Origin of the sequence: Cellulosimicrobium cellulans (assembly GCF_006539945.1) — a bacterium.
In the GTDB taxonomy this organism is placed as follows: domain Bacteria; phylum Actinomycetota; class Actinomycetes; order Actinomycetales; family Cellulomonadaceae; genus Cellulosimicrobium; species Cellulosimicrobium cellulans.
In genome coordinates this window covers 31870-46998 of the sequence record NZ_BJNZ01000010.1, presented here as the reverse complement: position 1 = coordinate 46998, position 15129 = coordinate 31870, and the positions used below count along the sequence as shown (strand labels likewise).

Sequence of the window (15129 nt, the reverse complement as noted above, 5' to 3'; positions counted from 1 at the left end):
GAGCACGACGTTCCTCCTGGTCGACCACGACATGAGGGTCGTCAAACGGCCCTTTCCGTCCCTCATGTCGTGTTCGGCGGGGTGGGTGGGGGCGGGGAGGTCACCGGGAGGCGAGCCGCGCCGGGTCGAGGTCGATGCGGCGCAGGAGCTGCGCGTTGAGCGCCACGATGACCGTCGAGGCGGACATGAGGATCGCGCCCACCGCCATCGGCATGACGAACCCGACCGGGGCGAGCACGCCCGCAGCGAGCGGCACCGCCGCGATGTTGTAGCCCGCGGCCCACCACAGGTTCTGCTGCATCTTGCGGTACGACGCGTGCGACAGCTCGATGATCGACAGCACGGCGCGAGGGTCGGAGCTCGCGAGGATCACCCCGGCCGACGCGATGGCGACGTCAGTGCCGGCGCCGATCGCGATGCCGACGTCCGCCTGCGCGAGCGCGGGGGCGTCGTTGACGCCGTCGCCGACCATCGCGACGACGCGGCCGTCGTGCTGGAGCTCGGCGACCTTCGCGTCCTTGTCCTCGGGGCGCACGCCGGCGAAGACCTGGTCGATGCCCAGCTCGCGCCCGACCGTGCGGGCGACGGGCTCGGCGTCGCCCGTGATCATGACGACCTTGATGCCGCGCCGGTGCAGCGCGTCGACGGCCTCGCGCGACTCGGGGCGGATCGCGTCGGCGAGGGCGAACGCGCCCACGACCTCGCCCGTCGCGTGCGCGTGCTCGTGGCCCGGGTGGGCGACGGCGTCCGCACCGGCCGCGGCGGGCGAGACCACCACGTGCAGGACGGTCGCGCCGTCGTGCGCCCAGGCCTCGGCGTCGGGCAGCGGGTCGAGGCGGCGCTCGCGCAGGAGCGCGGGACCGCCGACCGCGACGCGTCGCGCGCCGTGCGGCGTGGGTACCGTCGCCTCGACGCCGACCGCGGTGAGCGAGCGGAAGTCGGTCGCCTGCGGGACCTCGACGTGCTGCTCGGACGCCCGGTCGACGATCGCCCGCGCGAGCGGGTGCTGGCTGTCGGCCTCGGCCGCGGCGGCGAGCGCGAGGAGCTCGCCCTCGGTCGTGCCGCCCGCGGTGGCGAGGTGCGCGACGACGGGCTCGCCCGCGGTGAGGGTCCCGGTCTTGTCGAACAGGACGGTGTCCACCGTGCGCATGCGCTCCAGCGCGAGGCGGTCCTTCACCAGGACGCCGGCCTTCGCGGCCCGCTCGGTCGAGAGCGAGACGACGAGCGGGATCGCGAGGCCCAGGGCGTGGGGGCACGCGATGACGAGCACGGTGATCGCGCGGATCAGCGCCTGCTCGGGCGTGCCGAGAACGAGCCACAGGGCGATCGTCAGTGCGGCCGCGCCGAGCGCGTACCAGAACAGCCAGCCGGCGGCGCGGTCGGCGAGGCGCTGCGTCCTGGTCGAGGACGCCTGGGCGTCGGCGACGAGCCGCTGGATGCCCGCGAGCGCGGTGTCCTCGCCGACGGCCGTGATCCGTACGCGCAGCGCGTCGTCCGTCGCGACGGTCCCGGCGACGACGGCGTCGCCGACGGTGCGCCGCACGGGGCGCGACTCCCCGGTGATCATCGACTCGTCGACGTCCGCGGACCCGGACGCGACCTCGCCGTCCGCGGGCACGCGCCCGCCCGGGCGGACGACGACGAGGTCGCCGACGCCCAGGTCCGTCGGCGCGACGGTGGTCACGGTCCCGTCCTCCGAGACACGCTCGGCCTCGTCCGGCAGGAGCGCGGCGAGAGAGTCGAGCGCCGACGCCGTCTGGGCGAGCGAGCGCATCTCGAGCCAGTGGCCCAGCAGCATGATGACGACGAGGAGTGCGAGCTCCCACCACACGTCGAGCTCGTGCGCGAGCAGCCCGAGGCTCGACCCGAGGGAGGACACGAAGGCGACCGTGATCGCGAGCGAGATGAGGGTCATCATCCCGGGCTTGCGCCCGCGGAGCTCGCTCACCGCACCCGCGAGGAACGGTCGTCCACCCCAGAAGAAGATCACCGTGCCGAGCACGGGGGAGACCCAGGGCAGCCACGCGGTGTCGGGCAGGTCGTAGCCGAGGAGCATCGCGAACATCGGGCTCAGCGCGACGGTCGGCACGGCCAGCACGAGCATGACCCAGAACAGGCGGCGGAACTGCCCGACGTGGTCGCCGTGCCCGCCGTGGCCCGACATGTCGTGGCCGCCGTGGCCCGACACGTCGTGACCGGCGTGGTGGTCGTGCGCGTGGTCCTCCGTCGTGACCGACCGGGCCTCGCCGCGCTCGTGGCCCTCGTGCTGGTCGGCGTCGTGCGGGTGCGACGCGTGGCGCGTGTCGTCCGTGCCGTGGCCGTGCTCCCTGCGGTGGTCCACCGTTCCTCCTCTCGATACCCCCATGGGGTATCCGTCGCTCCCGATGATGCCTCGACGTGTGCGTCGCGTCAACCCCTGGGGACATGCCGACGCCCGACGCACGACAGCCCGTGCGCGGCTCGGCGGGAGGGTGCCGAGCCGCGCACGGGCTGTGTCCGGGGGGCGGGTCGTGGCCCGGTCCGCCGGGTCAGGCGGTGGTCAGGTGGGGAAGCACGTGGCGGGCGAAGCGGTCGGCGACGGTCGCGACGACACGGCGCGGGTCGTCGTCCCAGATCTCCTGGTGGAAGATCTCGGTCTCGACGTCGCCCGTGTACCCGGCCTCGGTGACCCACCGGGTGATGGTCGCGAAGTCGACGTACCCGTCGCCCACGTAGCCGCGCGAGAGCAGGGGGTCGGCGGCGAGCGGCAGGATCCAGTCGCACACCTGGTAGCCCGCGACCCGTCCCTCGGCGCCGGCGCGCGCGACGCTCGACCGCAGGTCGGGGTCCCACCACACGTGGTACGTGTCCACGACCACGCCCACGACCGCCGGGTCGAACGGCGCGGCGAGGTCGAGCGCCTGGCCGAGCGTCGAGAGCACCGCGCGGTCCGCCGCGAAGATCGGGTGCAGCGCCTCGAGCACGAGCCGCACGCCGTGGTCCGCGGCGAACGGCGCGAGGTCGGCGAGCCGGTCGGCCACGCGCCCGCGCGCGGCGGCGACGTCGCGGTCGGCCGGGTCGGCGTCAGGCCGCGGCCCCTGCCCGGGTGCGCTGCTCGCGGGGAGCCCGCCGACGACGAGCACGAGCTCGCGCGTCCCGACCGTCGCCGCCTCCTCGATCGCGCGCCGGTTGTCGTCGAGCGCCGCGGCGACGTCGTCCGCGCCGGTCGCGGTGAGGAACCCGCCCCGGCACAGCGACGAGACGCGCAGCCCGGCGTCGGCGACGACCTTCGCGGCCCGCACGGCGCCGATCTCCTGCACGCGGTCGCGCCACAGCCCGACGGCGCCGTAGCCCGCCTCGGCGGCGAGGGCGACCGCCTCCTCGAGCGTGGCGCGCTTGACCGTCGCGGTGTTGAGCGAGCAGCGTGAGAGATCAGGTGCGTCCGCGGCGGTCACGACGCCGCCCCGTTCGCCTCGAGGAACGCGCGCGTGCGCCGCGCCGCGAGGTCCGGGTCGAGCAGGAGCCCGGCCCGGTCGGCGAGCCGGACGAGCGCGACGAGGTGCGCGACCGACCGTCCGGACTGGAGCCCGCCGACCATCTGGAATGCGGGCTGGGTGCCGTTGAGCCACGACAGGAACGCGATCCCCGTCTTGTAGTAGTACGTCGGCGCGGCGAACACGTGGCGCCCCAGGGCCTCGGTCGACGTGAGGATCGCGTGCGCGCGGTCGGGGTGGCCGGCGTCGAGCGCGCCGAGCGCGGTCGACGCGGCGGGGTAGATCGCCGCGAAGATGCCGAGCAGCGCGTCCGAGTGCGCCCGGCCGTCGCCGACCACGAGCTCCGGGTAGTTGAAGTCGTCGCCCGTGTAGAGGCGGACGGGACCCGGCGCGCCGGGGCCGGCGCCCGGGTCGAGCGCGGCCAGGCGGGCGCGCAGGTCCTTCTCGTGCGCGGCGTCGAGCAGCGACACCTTCACGCCGTCGACGCGGCCCTGGTGGGCGCGGACCAGATCGACGAACACGTCGGTGGCCGCGGCGACGTCGTCGCCCGTGCCCCAGTACCCGGCGAGCGCGGGGTCGAACATCGTGCCGAGCCAGTGCAGGATCACCGGCGCCTCGGCCTCGGCGAGCACGGCGTCGTAGACCCGCGCGTACTCCTCGGGGGAGCGGGCGACCTGGGCGAGCGCGCGCGACGCCATGACGATCACCTGGGCGCCCGCGTCCTGGACCACACGTACCTGCTCGCGGTAGGCGTCGGTGACGGCGGCGAGCGCGGCGGGGTCGCCCGGCTCCCAGCCCGCGACGACCGCCGGGTCGAGCTGGTCCGTGCCCGCGCCGCACGCCACGCGACCGCCGACGGTCCGCGCCTCGGCCGCCGAGCGGCGCACGAGCTCCTGGGTCGCGGCCCAGTCGAGACCCATGCCGCGCTGCGCGGTGTCCATCGCGTCGGCGACGCCGAGCCCGTGCTCCCAGAGCCGGTGCCGGTAGGCGAGCGTCGTGTCCCAGTCGACGACGGCGGGCGCGCCGGGCACGTTCTCCGCGCCCACGTGCGGCACGACGTGCGCGGCCGCGAAGGCGACGCGCGACGTGAAGGGCGCGGACGGCGTCGTCCAGGGGCCGGGCACGAGCAGCTCGCGCACCTCGGTCCCGGCGACGCGGCCGTCGTCGGCGAAGCGGGGCAGGCGCACGACGGCGCCGCTGCCGTCCCGGTCGCGCAGCTCGCGCGCGCCGGGAGCCTCGGTCGTCGGCGCGGTCACAGCGCGATCTCCGGCACGTCGAGGCGGCGGCCCTCGGCGGACGAGCGGAGCCCGAGCTCGGCGAGCTGGACGCCGCGCGCCGCGGAGAGCAGGTCGTAGCGGTGCGGGCGGCCGGCGGCGACGTCGCGCAGGAACTCCTCCCACTGGGCCTTGAAGCCGTTGTCGAGGTCGGCGTTCGCGGGGACCTCGAGCCACTGGTCGCGGAACGGCTCCGTGACGGGGAGGTCCGGGTTCCAGACGGGCTTGGGGGTGTGGGCGCGCTGCTGCGCGACGCACCGGCGCAGCCCGGCGACCGCCGAGCCGTGCGTGCCGTCCACCTGGAACTCGACGAGCTCGTCGCGGTAGACGCGCACCGCCCAGGAGGAGTTGATCTGCGCGACGACCGGGTCGCCGCCCGGCGTCTCGACCTCGAAGATCCCGTACGCGGCGTCGTCGGCGGTCGCGGCGTACTCCGTGCCCTGCTCGTCCCAGCGGGTGGGGATGTGGGTCGTGGTCTGCGCGGTGACGGTCCGGACGGACCCGAGGATGCCCTCGAGCACGTAGTTCCAGTGGCAGAACATGTCCGTCGTCATGCCGCCGCCGTCCTCGGCGCGGTAGTTCCACGACGGGCGCTGCGCCGCCTGGTGGTCGCCCTCGAACACCCAGTAGCCGAACTCGCCGCGCAGGGACAGGATGCGGCCGAAGAAGCCCTCGTCGACGAGGCGGCGGAGCTTGACGAGGCCGGGCAGGTACAGCTTGTCGTGCACGACGCCGGCGGTCACCCCGGTCTCCTCGCGCAGCCGGGCGAGGTCGATCGCCTCGGCGAGCGTCTCGGCCGTCGGCTTCTCGGTGTAGACGTGCTTGCCGGCCTGCATCGCCTTGGTCAGCGTCTTGGCGCGCAGCGCGGTCATCGAGGCGTCGAAGACGACGTCGGTCGCCGGGTCGACGATCACGCCGTCGAGGTCGGTGGTCCAGTGCTCGACGTCGTGCTGCGCGGCGAGCTCGCGGAGCTTGGTCTCGTTGCGCCCGACGAGCACCGGCTCGACCTGGAGGCGCGTGCCGTCGGGGAGCTCGACGCCGCCCTGCTCGCGGATGGGCAGGATCGAGCGGACGAGGTGCTGGCGGTACCCCATGCGGCCGGTCACGCCGTTCATCGCGATCCGCAGGGTTCGGGTGGTGGTCATCGATCGGCTCCGTCGTCGGTCGGGCGCCCGGCGGGAGGCCGAGCGCGGAATGCGCTTTCCGCGAGCGTAGGGGAACCGTTTTCCCGCGTCAACAGGGTGGGTCAGAGCGGGGGGGTGGACTCGCGGACCACGACCTCGCCGTGGACCTCGACGCGTCGGGGCCCGGCGTCGTCGTCGGGCGGCGCGAGCGCCAGCGCGAGGGCCTGCTCCCCGACCTCGGTGAGCGGGATGCGCACCGTCGTGAGGGCGGGCGTGACGTCGCGCAGCGTCACGATGTCGTCGAAGCCCGCCACGGCGACGTCCTCGGGGACGCGCAGCCCCGCCTCGCGCGCCGCGGCCATCGCCCCGACGGCCATGACGTCGTTCACCGCGAACACGGCGACGGGCGGGGTGCCCGCGTCGTGGCGCGCCGGCCCCAGGCGTTCGAGCAGCTCGCGCATCCCGCCGTGGCCGCCGTCGCGCGTGAACGCGCACTCGACGACGGCCTCCGCGGCGACGGGCGAGCCCAGGGCGCCGAGCGCCTCGGCGAAGCCGCGCGCCCGGTCGAGCGCGGTGCGGTGACCCGCCGGGCCCGCGAGCACGCCGAACGACCGGTAGCCGAGGCCGTGCAGGGCCCGCGCGAGGTCTGCGGCGCCGTCGGCGTTGGCGATCTCCACCGCGGGCAGGTCGCCGAGCGGCTGGCCCACGAGCGAGACCCCGCCCCCCGACGCGCGGTACCGCTCCAGCGCGGCTCGCAGCGCGCCGTCGGCGTCCTCCGCGAGCCGCCCGCCGCCCAGCACGACCGCCCGCGCCCGCTGGCGGTCCATGAGCTCGACGAACGCGCGCTCCCGCTCCGGCGAGTGCCGCGTGCTCGTGAGGGTGACGATGAGCCCGTCGCGGTCGGCCGCGTCGGCGACGCCCGCCGCGAGGGACGAGAAGTACGGGTCCGCGATGTCGTGCACCACGAGGCCCACGCTCGTCGTGCGGCCGCGGGCCATGGCCTGCGCGCTGGGGTCGGGCGAGTAGCCCAGCCGCCGGGCCGACGCGAGCACCCGCTCCCGCAGGTCGGGGCGCACCGTGCGGTTCGCGCTCCCGTTGATCGCGCGGGAGGCGGTCGCGAGGGAGACGCCGGCGTCGCGCGCGACCTCGCTCAGGGTGGGTCCGGGCACGGACCCAGGCTAGCGGGAACGCTCCCGCACCCCGGGTGGGCCGCGCCCGGAGCGGTTACCTTCGACGGGACCGTCACCCACCGCACGGCCGCAGGAGGACTCCATGACGTCTCACGGTGCAGCACCCACGCCCGGCACGACGGCGCTCGTCGCCCGGGCGCTCGCGCTCGGCGTGGCCGCGGGGTCGCGCAGCAGCCTCGGCGCCGCGGCGCCGGTGCTCGGGGGATGGGTCGGGCGCGGGTCACGCGGCGGGTCCGGCGGACCCGGCCTGCTCGCGCGGGCCGGCGCCGTCGCCGGGGTCGTGGGCGAGATGGTGGGCGACAAGCTGCCGCGGACGCCGAGCCGCCTCGACCCTCCCGGGCCGGTGTTCCGCCTCGGGAGCGGTGCCGCCGGAGGGGTCCTCCTGGCCCGGCACCGCGCGGGTCCCGCGGGCGTCGTCGCTGCCGCGGTCGCCGGCGCGGCGGGGGCCGCCGTCGGGACGTGGGGCGGCGCGGCCTGGCGACGCCTCGCCGTCGGGTCGCGCCCCGACTGGCCGGGCGCGGTCGCGGAGGACGTCGTCGCGCTCGCCCTCGCGGCGTGGGCCGTGCGGCGCTGACGACCCGTCGAACCCGGGGTCACGGGGCACGACCGAGCCCCGGTGCCCCGAGAACCCGGGTTCGACGGGGATCGTGTGTCGTCGCTCAGGCGTTGGGGATGCTCGTCACCGTCGTGAGGAGGAACGCGGAGTCCTCGATGGCGCCCACGGCGTGCCGCTCGTGCGTGAGGACGCGCAGCTCGCCGGTGCCCAGCTCGACGTCCCCCTCGCCGAGCGCCGTGACGCGGACGCGGCCGCGCAGCACCTGGATCGACGCCGCGGGCGGGGAGTTGTGCTCACCGAGCTCGACGCCCGCGCGCAGCGCGAGGATCGTCTGACGCAGGGGACCGTCGTGCAGCACGACCTCCGCGCTGCGCCCGTTCGGGGCGGTCCGGGCGTGGGTGAGATGGGCGTCGGTGAGAAGGTCGACGTTCGTCATCGGGGCTCCGACCTGTCGGGGGAGCTCCATCATGCCGCGCCCGGCGGCGCGGTGCCCGTCCCGGTGGCGCGCTTCCCGGCCCGGTGGCGCGGTGCCCGTCCAGTGGCGCGCCGTGGTGGTGATCCGCGACACCGTCGGGAAGAGTGACGGTCATGCAGGTCGTCTCCGGATTCTTCATCGGGCTCGTCGGCGTCGTCTCCACGGTGGTCATGCTCGTGCTCCTCGCGGCGACGGCGCGGCGCGTCATGGGGGCGGCGGTCGGCTGGATCCGCTCCGCCGTGGTGGCGCTCGCGATGCTCACCGTCACGTCGTGGGTGCTCACCAACGGCCTGCTCGACGTCGGCTGGTCGCGCCCGGACGGGACGCTCACCGTCGCGCCCGGCGTCGCGCTCGTGGCGATCGTCCTCGCGTTCGCGTGGGCGTTCGTGCTCGGGCTCTGCGTGCTGCTCGTGCTCGAGCTGCTGGTGCCGACCGGCTCGGTGCCCGGCCCGTGGCGTGCGCTGCGCGGCCTGCGCCAAGGGCGTCGGGAGACCCGGCGGTACGCGCAGATCCTCGCGATCGGCGTCCGCCACGGCCTCGGCGGTGCGCTCACGCGCGGGGCGCGGCAGCCCGACGGGTCGCGGTTGTCGCGCACCGACCAGCGCCGGCAGGCCGCCGCGCTCCGCGACGCCCTGAGCGACGCGGGCGTGACGTTCGTGAAGTTCGGCCAGGTCCTGTCGACGCGCCGCGACCTGCTCCCCGCGACGTTCGCCGACGCGCTCGCCACGCTCCAGAGCGAGGTCCCGCCCGCGCCCTGGCCGCAGGTGGAGGCGGCCGTCGTCGACGCGCTCGGGCAGCCGATCGACGAGGCGTTCGCGGAGTTCTCGCCCGAGCCGCTCGCGTCGGCGTCGGTCGGGCAGGTGCACGCGGCCCGGCTGCTCGACGGGCGCGAGGTCGTGGTCAAGGTCCAGCGCCCCGGCGCGCGGGCGCAGGTCGAGACGGACCTGGCGATCCTCGGGCGGCTCGCGCGCCGCATCGAGCGCGACACCGCGTGGGGGAGGTCGCTCGGCGTCGTCGACCTCGCGGACGGCTTCGCGGCGTCGCTGCGCGAGGAGCTGGACTACACGGTCGAGCTGGAGAACACGCTCGCGCTGCGGGCGGCGCTCGCGCGGGGTCCGGCGTCGGACGACGGCGGGGACGCCCCGGGTGCGAGGCCGCGCGTCCGCGTCCCGGAGGTCTACCCCGAGCTCTCCGGCACGACCCTGCTCGTCATGGAACGGCTCGACGGCGTCCCCGTCGGCCGCGCCGCGGACGTGCTCGCGGGCCTGGACGACGCCGTGCGCGCCGACCTCGCGGCCCGGCTCCTCACCGCGACGCTCGACCAGGTGCTCGTCGCGGGCACGTTCCACGCCGACCTGCACCCCGGCAACGTGCTCGTCACCGCCGACGGCCGCCTCGGCCTCCTCGACATGGGCTCCGTCGGGAGGCTCGGCGAGCCCGAGCGCCTGGCGCTCGCAGCCGTGCTGCTCGCGGTCGACGCCGACGACGCCGTCGCCGCGACCGACGCGCTGCTCGAGCTGCTCGACGCCCCGGCCGACCTCGACGTGCGGCGCCTGGAGCGCGCCGTCGGGCAGGTGATCGTGCGGTTCCGTGGCGCCGGCGCGAGCGGGGCGATGTTCACCGCGCTGTTCCGGCTCGTCACCGACGCGGGGCTCGCCGTGCCGTCGCAGGTCGCCGCCGCGTTCCGCACCTTCACCTCGCTCGAAGGGACGCTTCGTCTCATCGACCCCAGGTTCGACCTCGTCGCCGGAGCCCGCGCGACCGCGCAGCCGCTCGTGCGGCGCGTCGTGACGCCGGAGGGTCTGCGCGAGCGTGCGACGAGCCTCTTCCTCGGGCTCGCGCCCGAGCTCGAACGGCTGCCGCGCCGCCTCGCCAAGATCACGAGCGACGTCGAGGCCGGGCGGCTCACCGTCAACGTCCGGTCGTTCGCCCACCCCGACGACCGCGCCTTCGTCACCGGCCTCGTGCAGCAGGTCGTGTCCACGGTCATCGCCGCCGCAGCCGTCGTGGCGGCGGTCGTGCTGGTCTCCGCGGACTCCGGTCCCGAGCTCGTCGAGGGCCTCCGCCTCTTCGCCGTACTCGGCGCGGCGCTCGGCTTCGTCGGGACCGTCCTGGCCGTTCGTGTCCTGGTGTTCGCCTTCCGGGGCGCGGCGGCGGGAGGCCGCCGACCCTGACGGCCGAGGGAAGGGCGAGCGCGCACGCCCGCAACGGGAGCGCTGCTCGTCGCGACGAGTCGCCGGACGTCTCAGTCGTCGTCGTGCGCGCCCGAGGGGTGGGTCGCGTCCGGGGGCCGCACCACGGTCACGGGGCAGTGCGCGTACTCGACGGCGTGCCGGCTCACCGACCCGAGCAGGAGCCGGTCGAACCCGCCGACGCCGCGGTTGCCGAGCACGAGCCGCTCAGCGTGGGACGACGCCTCGATGATCCCCTGCGCGGCGTGCACGTGCTTCACGCTGCGCACCAGGCGGTCGCCGGGCAGGTCGACCCCCGCGGCCTCGAGTGCGGCGTCGAGCTTCTGCGTGGCGAACTTCTCGTAGTCGTCGATCGGGGGGGTCCATCCCCACGAGTCGGGCAGCGGCGCGAGCGACACGATCTGCCAGCAGAACAGGGCCTCGAGCGTCGCGCCCGTGCGCCGCGCGACGTCCGCCCCGTGCCGCAGCGCCTGGACCGACGTGGACGACCCGTCGACCCCGACCACGACGGGCCGGGCGTGGTCGTGGCGCACGTCGGGCGTGCCGCGCACCACGGTCACCGGGACGGTCGCGTGCTGCACGACGGCGGTCGGCACCGAGCCGAGGACCATGCGCCCGAGACGTCCCCGGCCGCAGCGCCCGACGACGAGCAGGTCGGCGTCGTCGCCGTCGCCCGGGTCGGGCCGGACGTCGTCCTGGACGGGCTGGGTCGTCCCCGGTTGGGCGAGGGCGAGCAGGACCGCCGCGGGGCTCCCGCGCTCGGCGAGAGCCGTGGCCGTCACCGCGTCCGGGCCGAGGCCCGTGCGGGCGCGCGCGGCGTCCAGCCACTCCTGGACCAGCGCGCGCTTCTCCTCGGCCGCCGGGTCCGTGCCGTCGCCGGGCCCTTGTCGCGACTCGAACGCGAGCGCGGCCGTGAGCGGAACGCCCCGGTCCGCCGCCTCGCGCAGCGCCCAGTCGAGCGCGCCGCCGGACTCCTCCGACCCGTCCACACCGACGATCACGCCGCGCATCCCGCCACCTCCGCCCGGTCGGCCGACCGCGTGCGCCGTCGGCGTGCTGTTCCCGGCGCCATCGCCCGACGCCGGTGCTGACTCGACCCTAGGCCGCAAGGCTGTGCTCCGCCCGGGACGCCCGTCCCGGATCGACGGACCAGGGTCACCATGTCGGCGTTGGCCGGTCGGCGGCGTCAGAACCTCGGCTCGGGCTCGTCCTGGAGGATGTTGCGCAGCGGGCGGGTCACGACGTCCACGCGCGCGAGCAGGTCGGCCGGTCCCGAGACGACGAGCGCGCGCTCCTCCAGCGGGACGTACACCGCCGCGTGCTCCCGCACGGTGACGTGCAGGCAGGCCTGCTGCTCGCCGTCGACCACGAACGTGGTGCGCGTGACCGGCGCGACGTCGACCTCCTCGACGATCGCGCGCATCGCGGCGCGGTACTCCTGGTAGGAGTCGAGGAAGTCGTCGTCGCCCGGGTTGTCCGAGTGCAGCGGCGCGGCGAGCGCGCCGCTGAGGGCGGTGCGGACGATGTCCTCCGCCTGCTCGTCGTGGGCGGCCAGGACGCGCAGCGTCTCGACGTCGAGCGTCTCGCCCGTGAACGACACGTAGGAGCGCAGGAACCGCTCCTCCGCGGGGTCGTGCGCGCCGTGCCCGGCCCCCGTGAGCGTCTCCTCGTCGAGGTCGAGGCCCCAGGTCAGCGGGTCGTCCACCTCGGCGACGACGCCGTGGAACCGGGCCACGACCTGCTCCCACGTCGCGGGCGCGCTCGCGGGCCGCGCGTCGCGCTCGTCGGCTCCCGGTGCGGTCGGGTCCTCGGGCTGCTGGTCCGGCTGGTGCATCGCTCTCGCCACCCTTCTGGCCGTCCGTGCGGGGCGCACTCCCGAGCCTGCCCGGGGCGCGCGTCGCGGTCAACGCGCCGCGCGCGTGTCGGGCCGGGTGATCTGTGCACGACGGCGTCCGGGGCGCCCGCAGGTCACGGCCCGACCCCTCTTTCACGCCCCTGGCGAACAACGGCATACGGAGGGGGTGCGGCTCGTTCGAACCGCATAGAGTCAATGCGGTCAGGCTTGTACCCGTCGTCCGGCGGGCAGGTGTACGCCGCTCACGAGGAGCAGCACATGTTCGAGAGATTCACAGACCGAGCCCGTCGGGTCGTCGTCCTTGCCCAAGAAGAGGCACGGATGCTCAACCACAACTACATCGGCACCGAGCACATCCTCCTCGGCCTCATCCACGAGGGCGAGGGTGTCGCGGCCAAGGCGCTGGAGTCCCTCGGGATCTCCCTCGACGGCGTCCGCACCCAGGTGACCGAGATCATCGGCGAGGGCCAGCAGGCCCCGAGCGGGCACATCCCGTTCACGCCGCGCGCCAAGAAGGTGCTCGAGCTGTCGCTGCGCGAGGCGCTCCAGCTCGGTCACAACTACATCGGCACCGAGCACATCCTGCTCGGCCTCATCCGTGAGGGCGAGGGTGTCGCCGCCCAGGTCCTGACGAAGATGGGCGCCGACCTCAACAAGGTGCGCCAGCAGGTCATCCAGCTCCTGTCCGGCTACCAGGGCAAGGAGCCCGTCGCCGCGGGCGGCCCCGCCGAGGGGCAGCCGTCGGGGTCGGCCGTGCTCGACCAGTTCGGGCGCAACCTCACCCAGGCCGCGCGCGAGGGCAAGCTCGACCCGGTCATCGGGCGCAGCCTCGAGATCGAGCGCGTCATGCAGGTGCTGAGCCGTCGCACCAAGAACAACCCGGTGCTGATCGGCGAGCCGGGCGTCGGCAAGACCGCCGTCGTCGAGGGCCTGGCCCAGGACATCGTGCGCGGCGACGTGCCCGAGACGCTCAAGGACAAGCAGCTCTACACGCTCGACCTCGGCGCCCTCGTGGCCGGCTCGCGCTACCGCGGTGACTTCGAGGAGCGCCTCAAGAAGGTGCTCAAGGAGATCCGCACGCGCGGCGACATCATCCTGTTCATCGACGAGATCCACACGCTCGTCGGGGCGGGTGCCGCCGAGGGCGCGATCGACGCCGCGAGCATCCTCAAGCCGATGCTCGCGCGCGGCGAGCTCCAGACCATCGGCGCGACGACGCTCGACGAGTACCGCAAGCACGTCGAGAAGGACCCTGCCCTGGAGCGTCGCTTCCAGCCGATCCAGGTCGCCGAGCCGTCGCTCAACCACGCGATCGAGATCCTCAAGGGCCTGCGCGACCGTTACGAGGCGCACCACCGCGTGTCCATCACGGACTCCGCGCTCGTCTCCGCGGCCACGCTCGCGGACCGGTACATCAACGACCGGTTCCTCCCGGACAAGGCGATCGACCTCATCGACGAGGCGGGCGCGCGCCTGCGCATCCGCCGCATGACGGCCCCGCCGGAGCTCAAGGAGCTCGACGAGGAGATCGCCGAGGCGCGCCGCGAGAAGGAGTCCGCGATCGACGCGCAGGACTTCGAGAAGGCCGCCGGTCTGCGCGACAAGGAGAAGCAGCTCACCGCGAAGCGCGCCGACAAGGAGAAGGCGTGGAAGTCCGGTGACCTGGACACCGTCGCCGAGGTGGACGAGGAGCTGATCGCCGAGGTCCTGGCCATGGCCACGGGCATCCCGGTCTTCAAGCTCACCGAGGAGGAGTCCAGCCGCCTGCTGCACATGGAGGACGAGCTGCACAAGCGCGTCGTCGGCCAGGAGGCCGCGATCAAGGCGCTGTCGCAGGCCATCCGCCGCACGCGTGCCGGCCTCAAGGACCCCAAGCGCCCCGGTGGGTCGTTCATCTTCGCCGGCCCGACCGGCGTCGGGAAGACCGAGCTGGCCAAGGCGCTCGCCGAGTTCCTCTTCGGGGACGAGGACGCGCTCATCCAGCTCGACATGTCGGAGTTCTCCGAGAAGCACACCGTCTCGCGGCTGTTCGGCTCGCCCCCCGGCTACGTCGGGTACGACGAGGGTGGCCAGCTCACCGAGAAGGTGCGGCGCAAGCCGTTCTCGGTCGTCCTGTTCGACGAGGTGGAGAAGGCCCACGCGGACATCTTCAACTCGCTCCTGCAGATCCTCGAGGACGGTCGCCTGACCGACTCGCAGGGCCGCGTCGTGGACTTCAAGAACACCGTCATCATCATGACGACCAACCTCGGCACGCGGGACATCGCCAAGGGCGTCCAGACCGGCTTCAACGCCGGCGGCGACCTGGTCACGTCCTACGAGCGCATGAAGGCGAAGGTCAACGACGAGCTCAAGCAGCACTTCCGCCCTGAGTTCCTCAACCGCGTCGACGACGTGGTGGTCTTCCCGCAGCTCTCGCAGGCCGAGATCATCCAGATCGTCGACCTCATGATCGCCCGTCTCGACGCGCGTCTGCGGGACAAGGACATGGGCATCGAGCTCACCCCGGCGGCGAAGGTCCTGCTCGCCGAGAAGGGCTACGACCCGGTCCTGGGTGCCCGTCCGCTGCGCCGCGCGATCCAGCGCGACATCGAGGACGTGCTCTCCGAGAAGATCCTGTTCGGCGAGCTCAAGGCCGGCGAGATCATCCTGGTCGACGCCGACGGCGAGGGCCTGCTCGGGGAGTTCACCTTCCGCGGTGTCTCCAAGGGCGAGCACGACCGCGGCCCGGTGAGCGTGGGCGCGGCCGCCGCTCTCGACGCCCCCACCGGCGTCTCGGTCCGCGACCTGCCCCCGACGGGCGAGCTGCAGGCCGGCGCGGAGTGAGTGGTGTGACCCGCTCCTGAGAGCCTGACGACGTCTGCCCCAGCGGCAGCCGCCTGACACCGGGCCCCGATCTTCCACCAGGAGGGTCGGGGCCCGTCGTCGTCTCGCCGAGGGAGAACCGTGGTCACGCGAGGGAGAACCGCAGTCACCCGAGGTAGAGCCGT

11 protein-coding genes are annotated in these 15129 nt (G+C 74.6%); 3 read left to right on the top strand and 8 right to left on the bottom strand.

Features of this window, described 5'->3' with window-relative positions:
- Positions 1-100 precede the first annotated feature (100 nt).
- The 5 genes from CCE02nite_RS09600 to CCE02nite_RS09580 all read right to left on the bottom strand — a co-directional run bounded on the left by CCE02nite_RS09600 (position 101) and on the right by CCE02nite_RS09580 (position 7040).
- Entirely contained in the window at positions 101-2365 is a 2265-nt protein-coding gene (locus CCE02nite_RS09600; RefSeq protein WP_141389427.1) for a heavy metal translocating P-type ATPase, read from the bottom strand.
- Positions 2366-2528: 163 nt separating this feature from the next.
- The gene (locus CCE02nite_RS09595) at positions 2529-3434 is read right to left on the bottom strand and encodes a sugar phosphate isomerase/epimerase family protein (RefSeq protein WP_141389426.1); all 906 of its coding nucleotides are present in this window, start codon (positions 3432-3434) and stop codon (positions 2529-2531) included.
- Positions 3431-4654: a dihydrodipicolinate synthase family protein gene (locus CCE02nite_RS09590; protein ID WP_218027080.1), complete on the bottom strand. Its 1224-nt coding sequence runs from the start codon at positions 4652-4654 to the stop codon at positions 3431-3433. The genes CCE02nite_RS09595 and CCE02nite_RS09590 overlap by 4 nt, the downstream gene beginning before the upstream one ends.
- A gap of 71 nt (positions 4655-4725) precedes the next feature.
- The gene (locus CCE02nite_RS09585) at positions 4726-5892 is read right to left on the bottom strand and encodes a Gfo/Idh/MocA family protein (RefSeq protein ID WP_141389425.1); all 1167 of its coding nucleotides are present in this window, start codon (positions 5890-5892) and stop codon (positions 4726-4728) included.
- A 101-nt stretch (positions 5893-5993) separates the two neighbouring features.
- A complete protein-coding gene (locus tag CCE02nite_RS09580) occupies positions 5994-7040 on the bottom strand; it encodes a LacI family DNA-binding transcriptional regulator (protein ID WP_141389424.1) in 1047 nt (348 codons plus the stop codon).
- A 103-nt stretch (positions 7041-7143) separates the two neighbouring features.
- Between CCE02nite_RS09580 and CCE02nite_RS09575 the strand changes: the two genes are divergently transcribed.
- Positions 7144-7635 (top strand): hypothetical protein, encoded by a 492-nt coding sequence (locus CCE02nite_RS09575; RefSeq protein ID WP_141389423.1) that lies wholly within the window; start codon positions 7144-7146, stop codon positions 7633-7635.
- An 85-nt stretch (positions 7636-7720) separates the two neighbouring features.
- On the opposite strand, the gene CCE02nite_RS09570 is transcribed toward CCE02nite_RS09575, so the two are convergent.
- A complete protein-coding gene (locus tag CCE02nite_RS09570; protein ID WP_141389422.1) occupies positions 7721-8053 on the bottom strand; it encodes a cupin domain-containing protein in 333 nt (110 codons plus the stop codon).
- A 152-nt stretch (positions 8054-8205) separates the two neighbouring features.
- Here CCE02nite_RS09570 and CCE02nite_RS09565 point away from each other — a divergent pair, with 152 nt between their 5' ends.
- Entirely contained in the window at positions 8206-10266 is a 2061-nt protein-coding gene (locus CCE02nite_RS09565; protein WP_218027078.1) for an ABC1 kinase family protein, read from the top strand.
- Positions 10267-10337: 71 nt separating this feature from the next.
- Here CCE02nite_RS09565 and CCE02nite_RS09560 read toward each other — a convergent pair whose 3' ends face one another.
- The gene (locus CCE02nite_RS09560; RefSeq protein WP_141389421.1) at positions 10338-11294 is read right to left on the bottom strand and encodes a universal stress protein; all 957 of its coding nucleotides are present in this window, start codon (positions 11292-11294) and stop codon (positions 10338-10340) included.
- Positions 11295-11470: 176 nt separating this feature from the next.
- Positions 11471-12118 carry a hypothetical protein gene (locus tag CCE02nite_RS09555; protein ID WP_255318765.1) on the bottom strand — a complete coding sequence of 216 codons (648 nt, stop codon included), beginning with the start codon at positions 12116-12118 and terminating at the stop codon, positions 11471-11473.
- 279 nt (positions 12119-12397) lie between these two features.
- Between CCE02nite_RS09555 and CCE02nite_RS09550 the strand changes: the two genes are divergently transcribed.
- On the top strand, positions 12398-14965 hold the full coding sequence (locus CCE02nite_RS09550) for an ATP-dependent Clp protease ATP-binding subunit (protein WP_141389420.1): 2568 nt from the start codon (positions 12398-12400) through the stop codon (positions 14963-14965).
- The last annotated feature ends 164 nt before the right edge of the window (positions 14966-15129 follow it).

Coding starts and splice junctions, on each gene's coding strand:
- CCE02nite_RS09600 (WP_141389427.1), bottom strand. CDS start 2,365: ATGGGGGTATCGAGAGGAGGAACGGTGGACCACCGCAGGGAGCACGGC.
- CCE02nite_RS09585 (WP_141389425.1), bottom strand. CDS start 5,892: ATGACCACCACCCGAACCCTGCGGATCGCGATGAACGGCGTGACCGGC.
- CCE02nite_RS09575 (WP_141389423.1), top strand. CDS start 7,144: ATGACGTCTCACGGTGCAGCACCCACGCCCGGCACGACGGCGCTCGTC.
- CCE02nite_RS09570 (WP_141389422.1), bottom strand. CDS start 8,053: ATGACGAACGTCGACCTTCTCACCGACGCCCATCTCACCCACGCCCGG.
- CCE02nite_RS09565 (WP_218027078.1), top strand. CDS start 8,206: ATGCAGGTCGTCTCCGGATTCTTCATCGGGCTCGTCGGCGTCGTCTCC.
- CCE02nite_RS09560 (WP_141389421.1), bottom strand. CDS start 11,294: ATGCGCGGCGTGATCGTCGGTGTGGACGGGTCGGAGGAGTCCGGCGGC.
- CCE02nite_RS09555 (WP_255318765.1), bottom strand. CDS start 12,118: ATGCACCAGCCGGACCAGCAGCCCGAGGACCCGACCGCACCGGGAGCC.
- CCE02nite_RS09550 (WP_141389420.1), top strand. CDS start 12,398: ATGTTCGAGAGATTCACAGACCGAGCCCGTCGGGTCGTCGTCCTTGCC.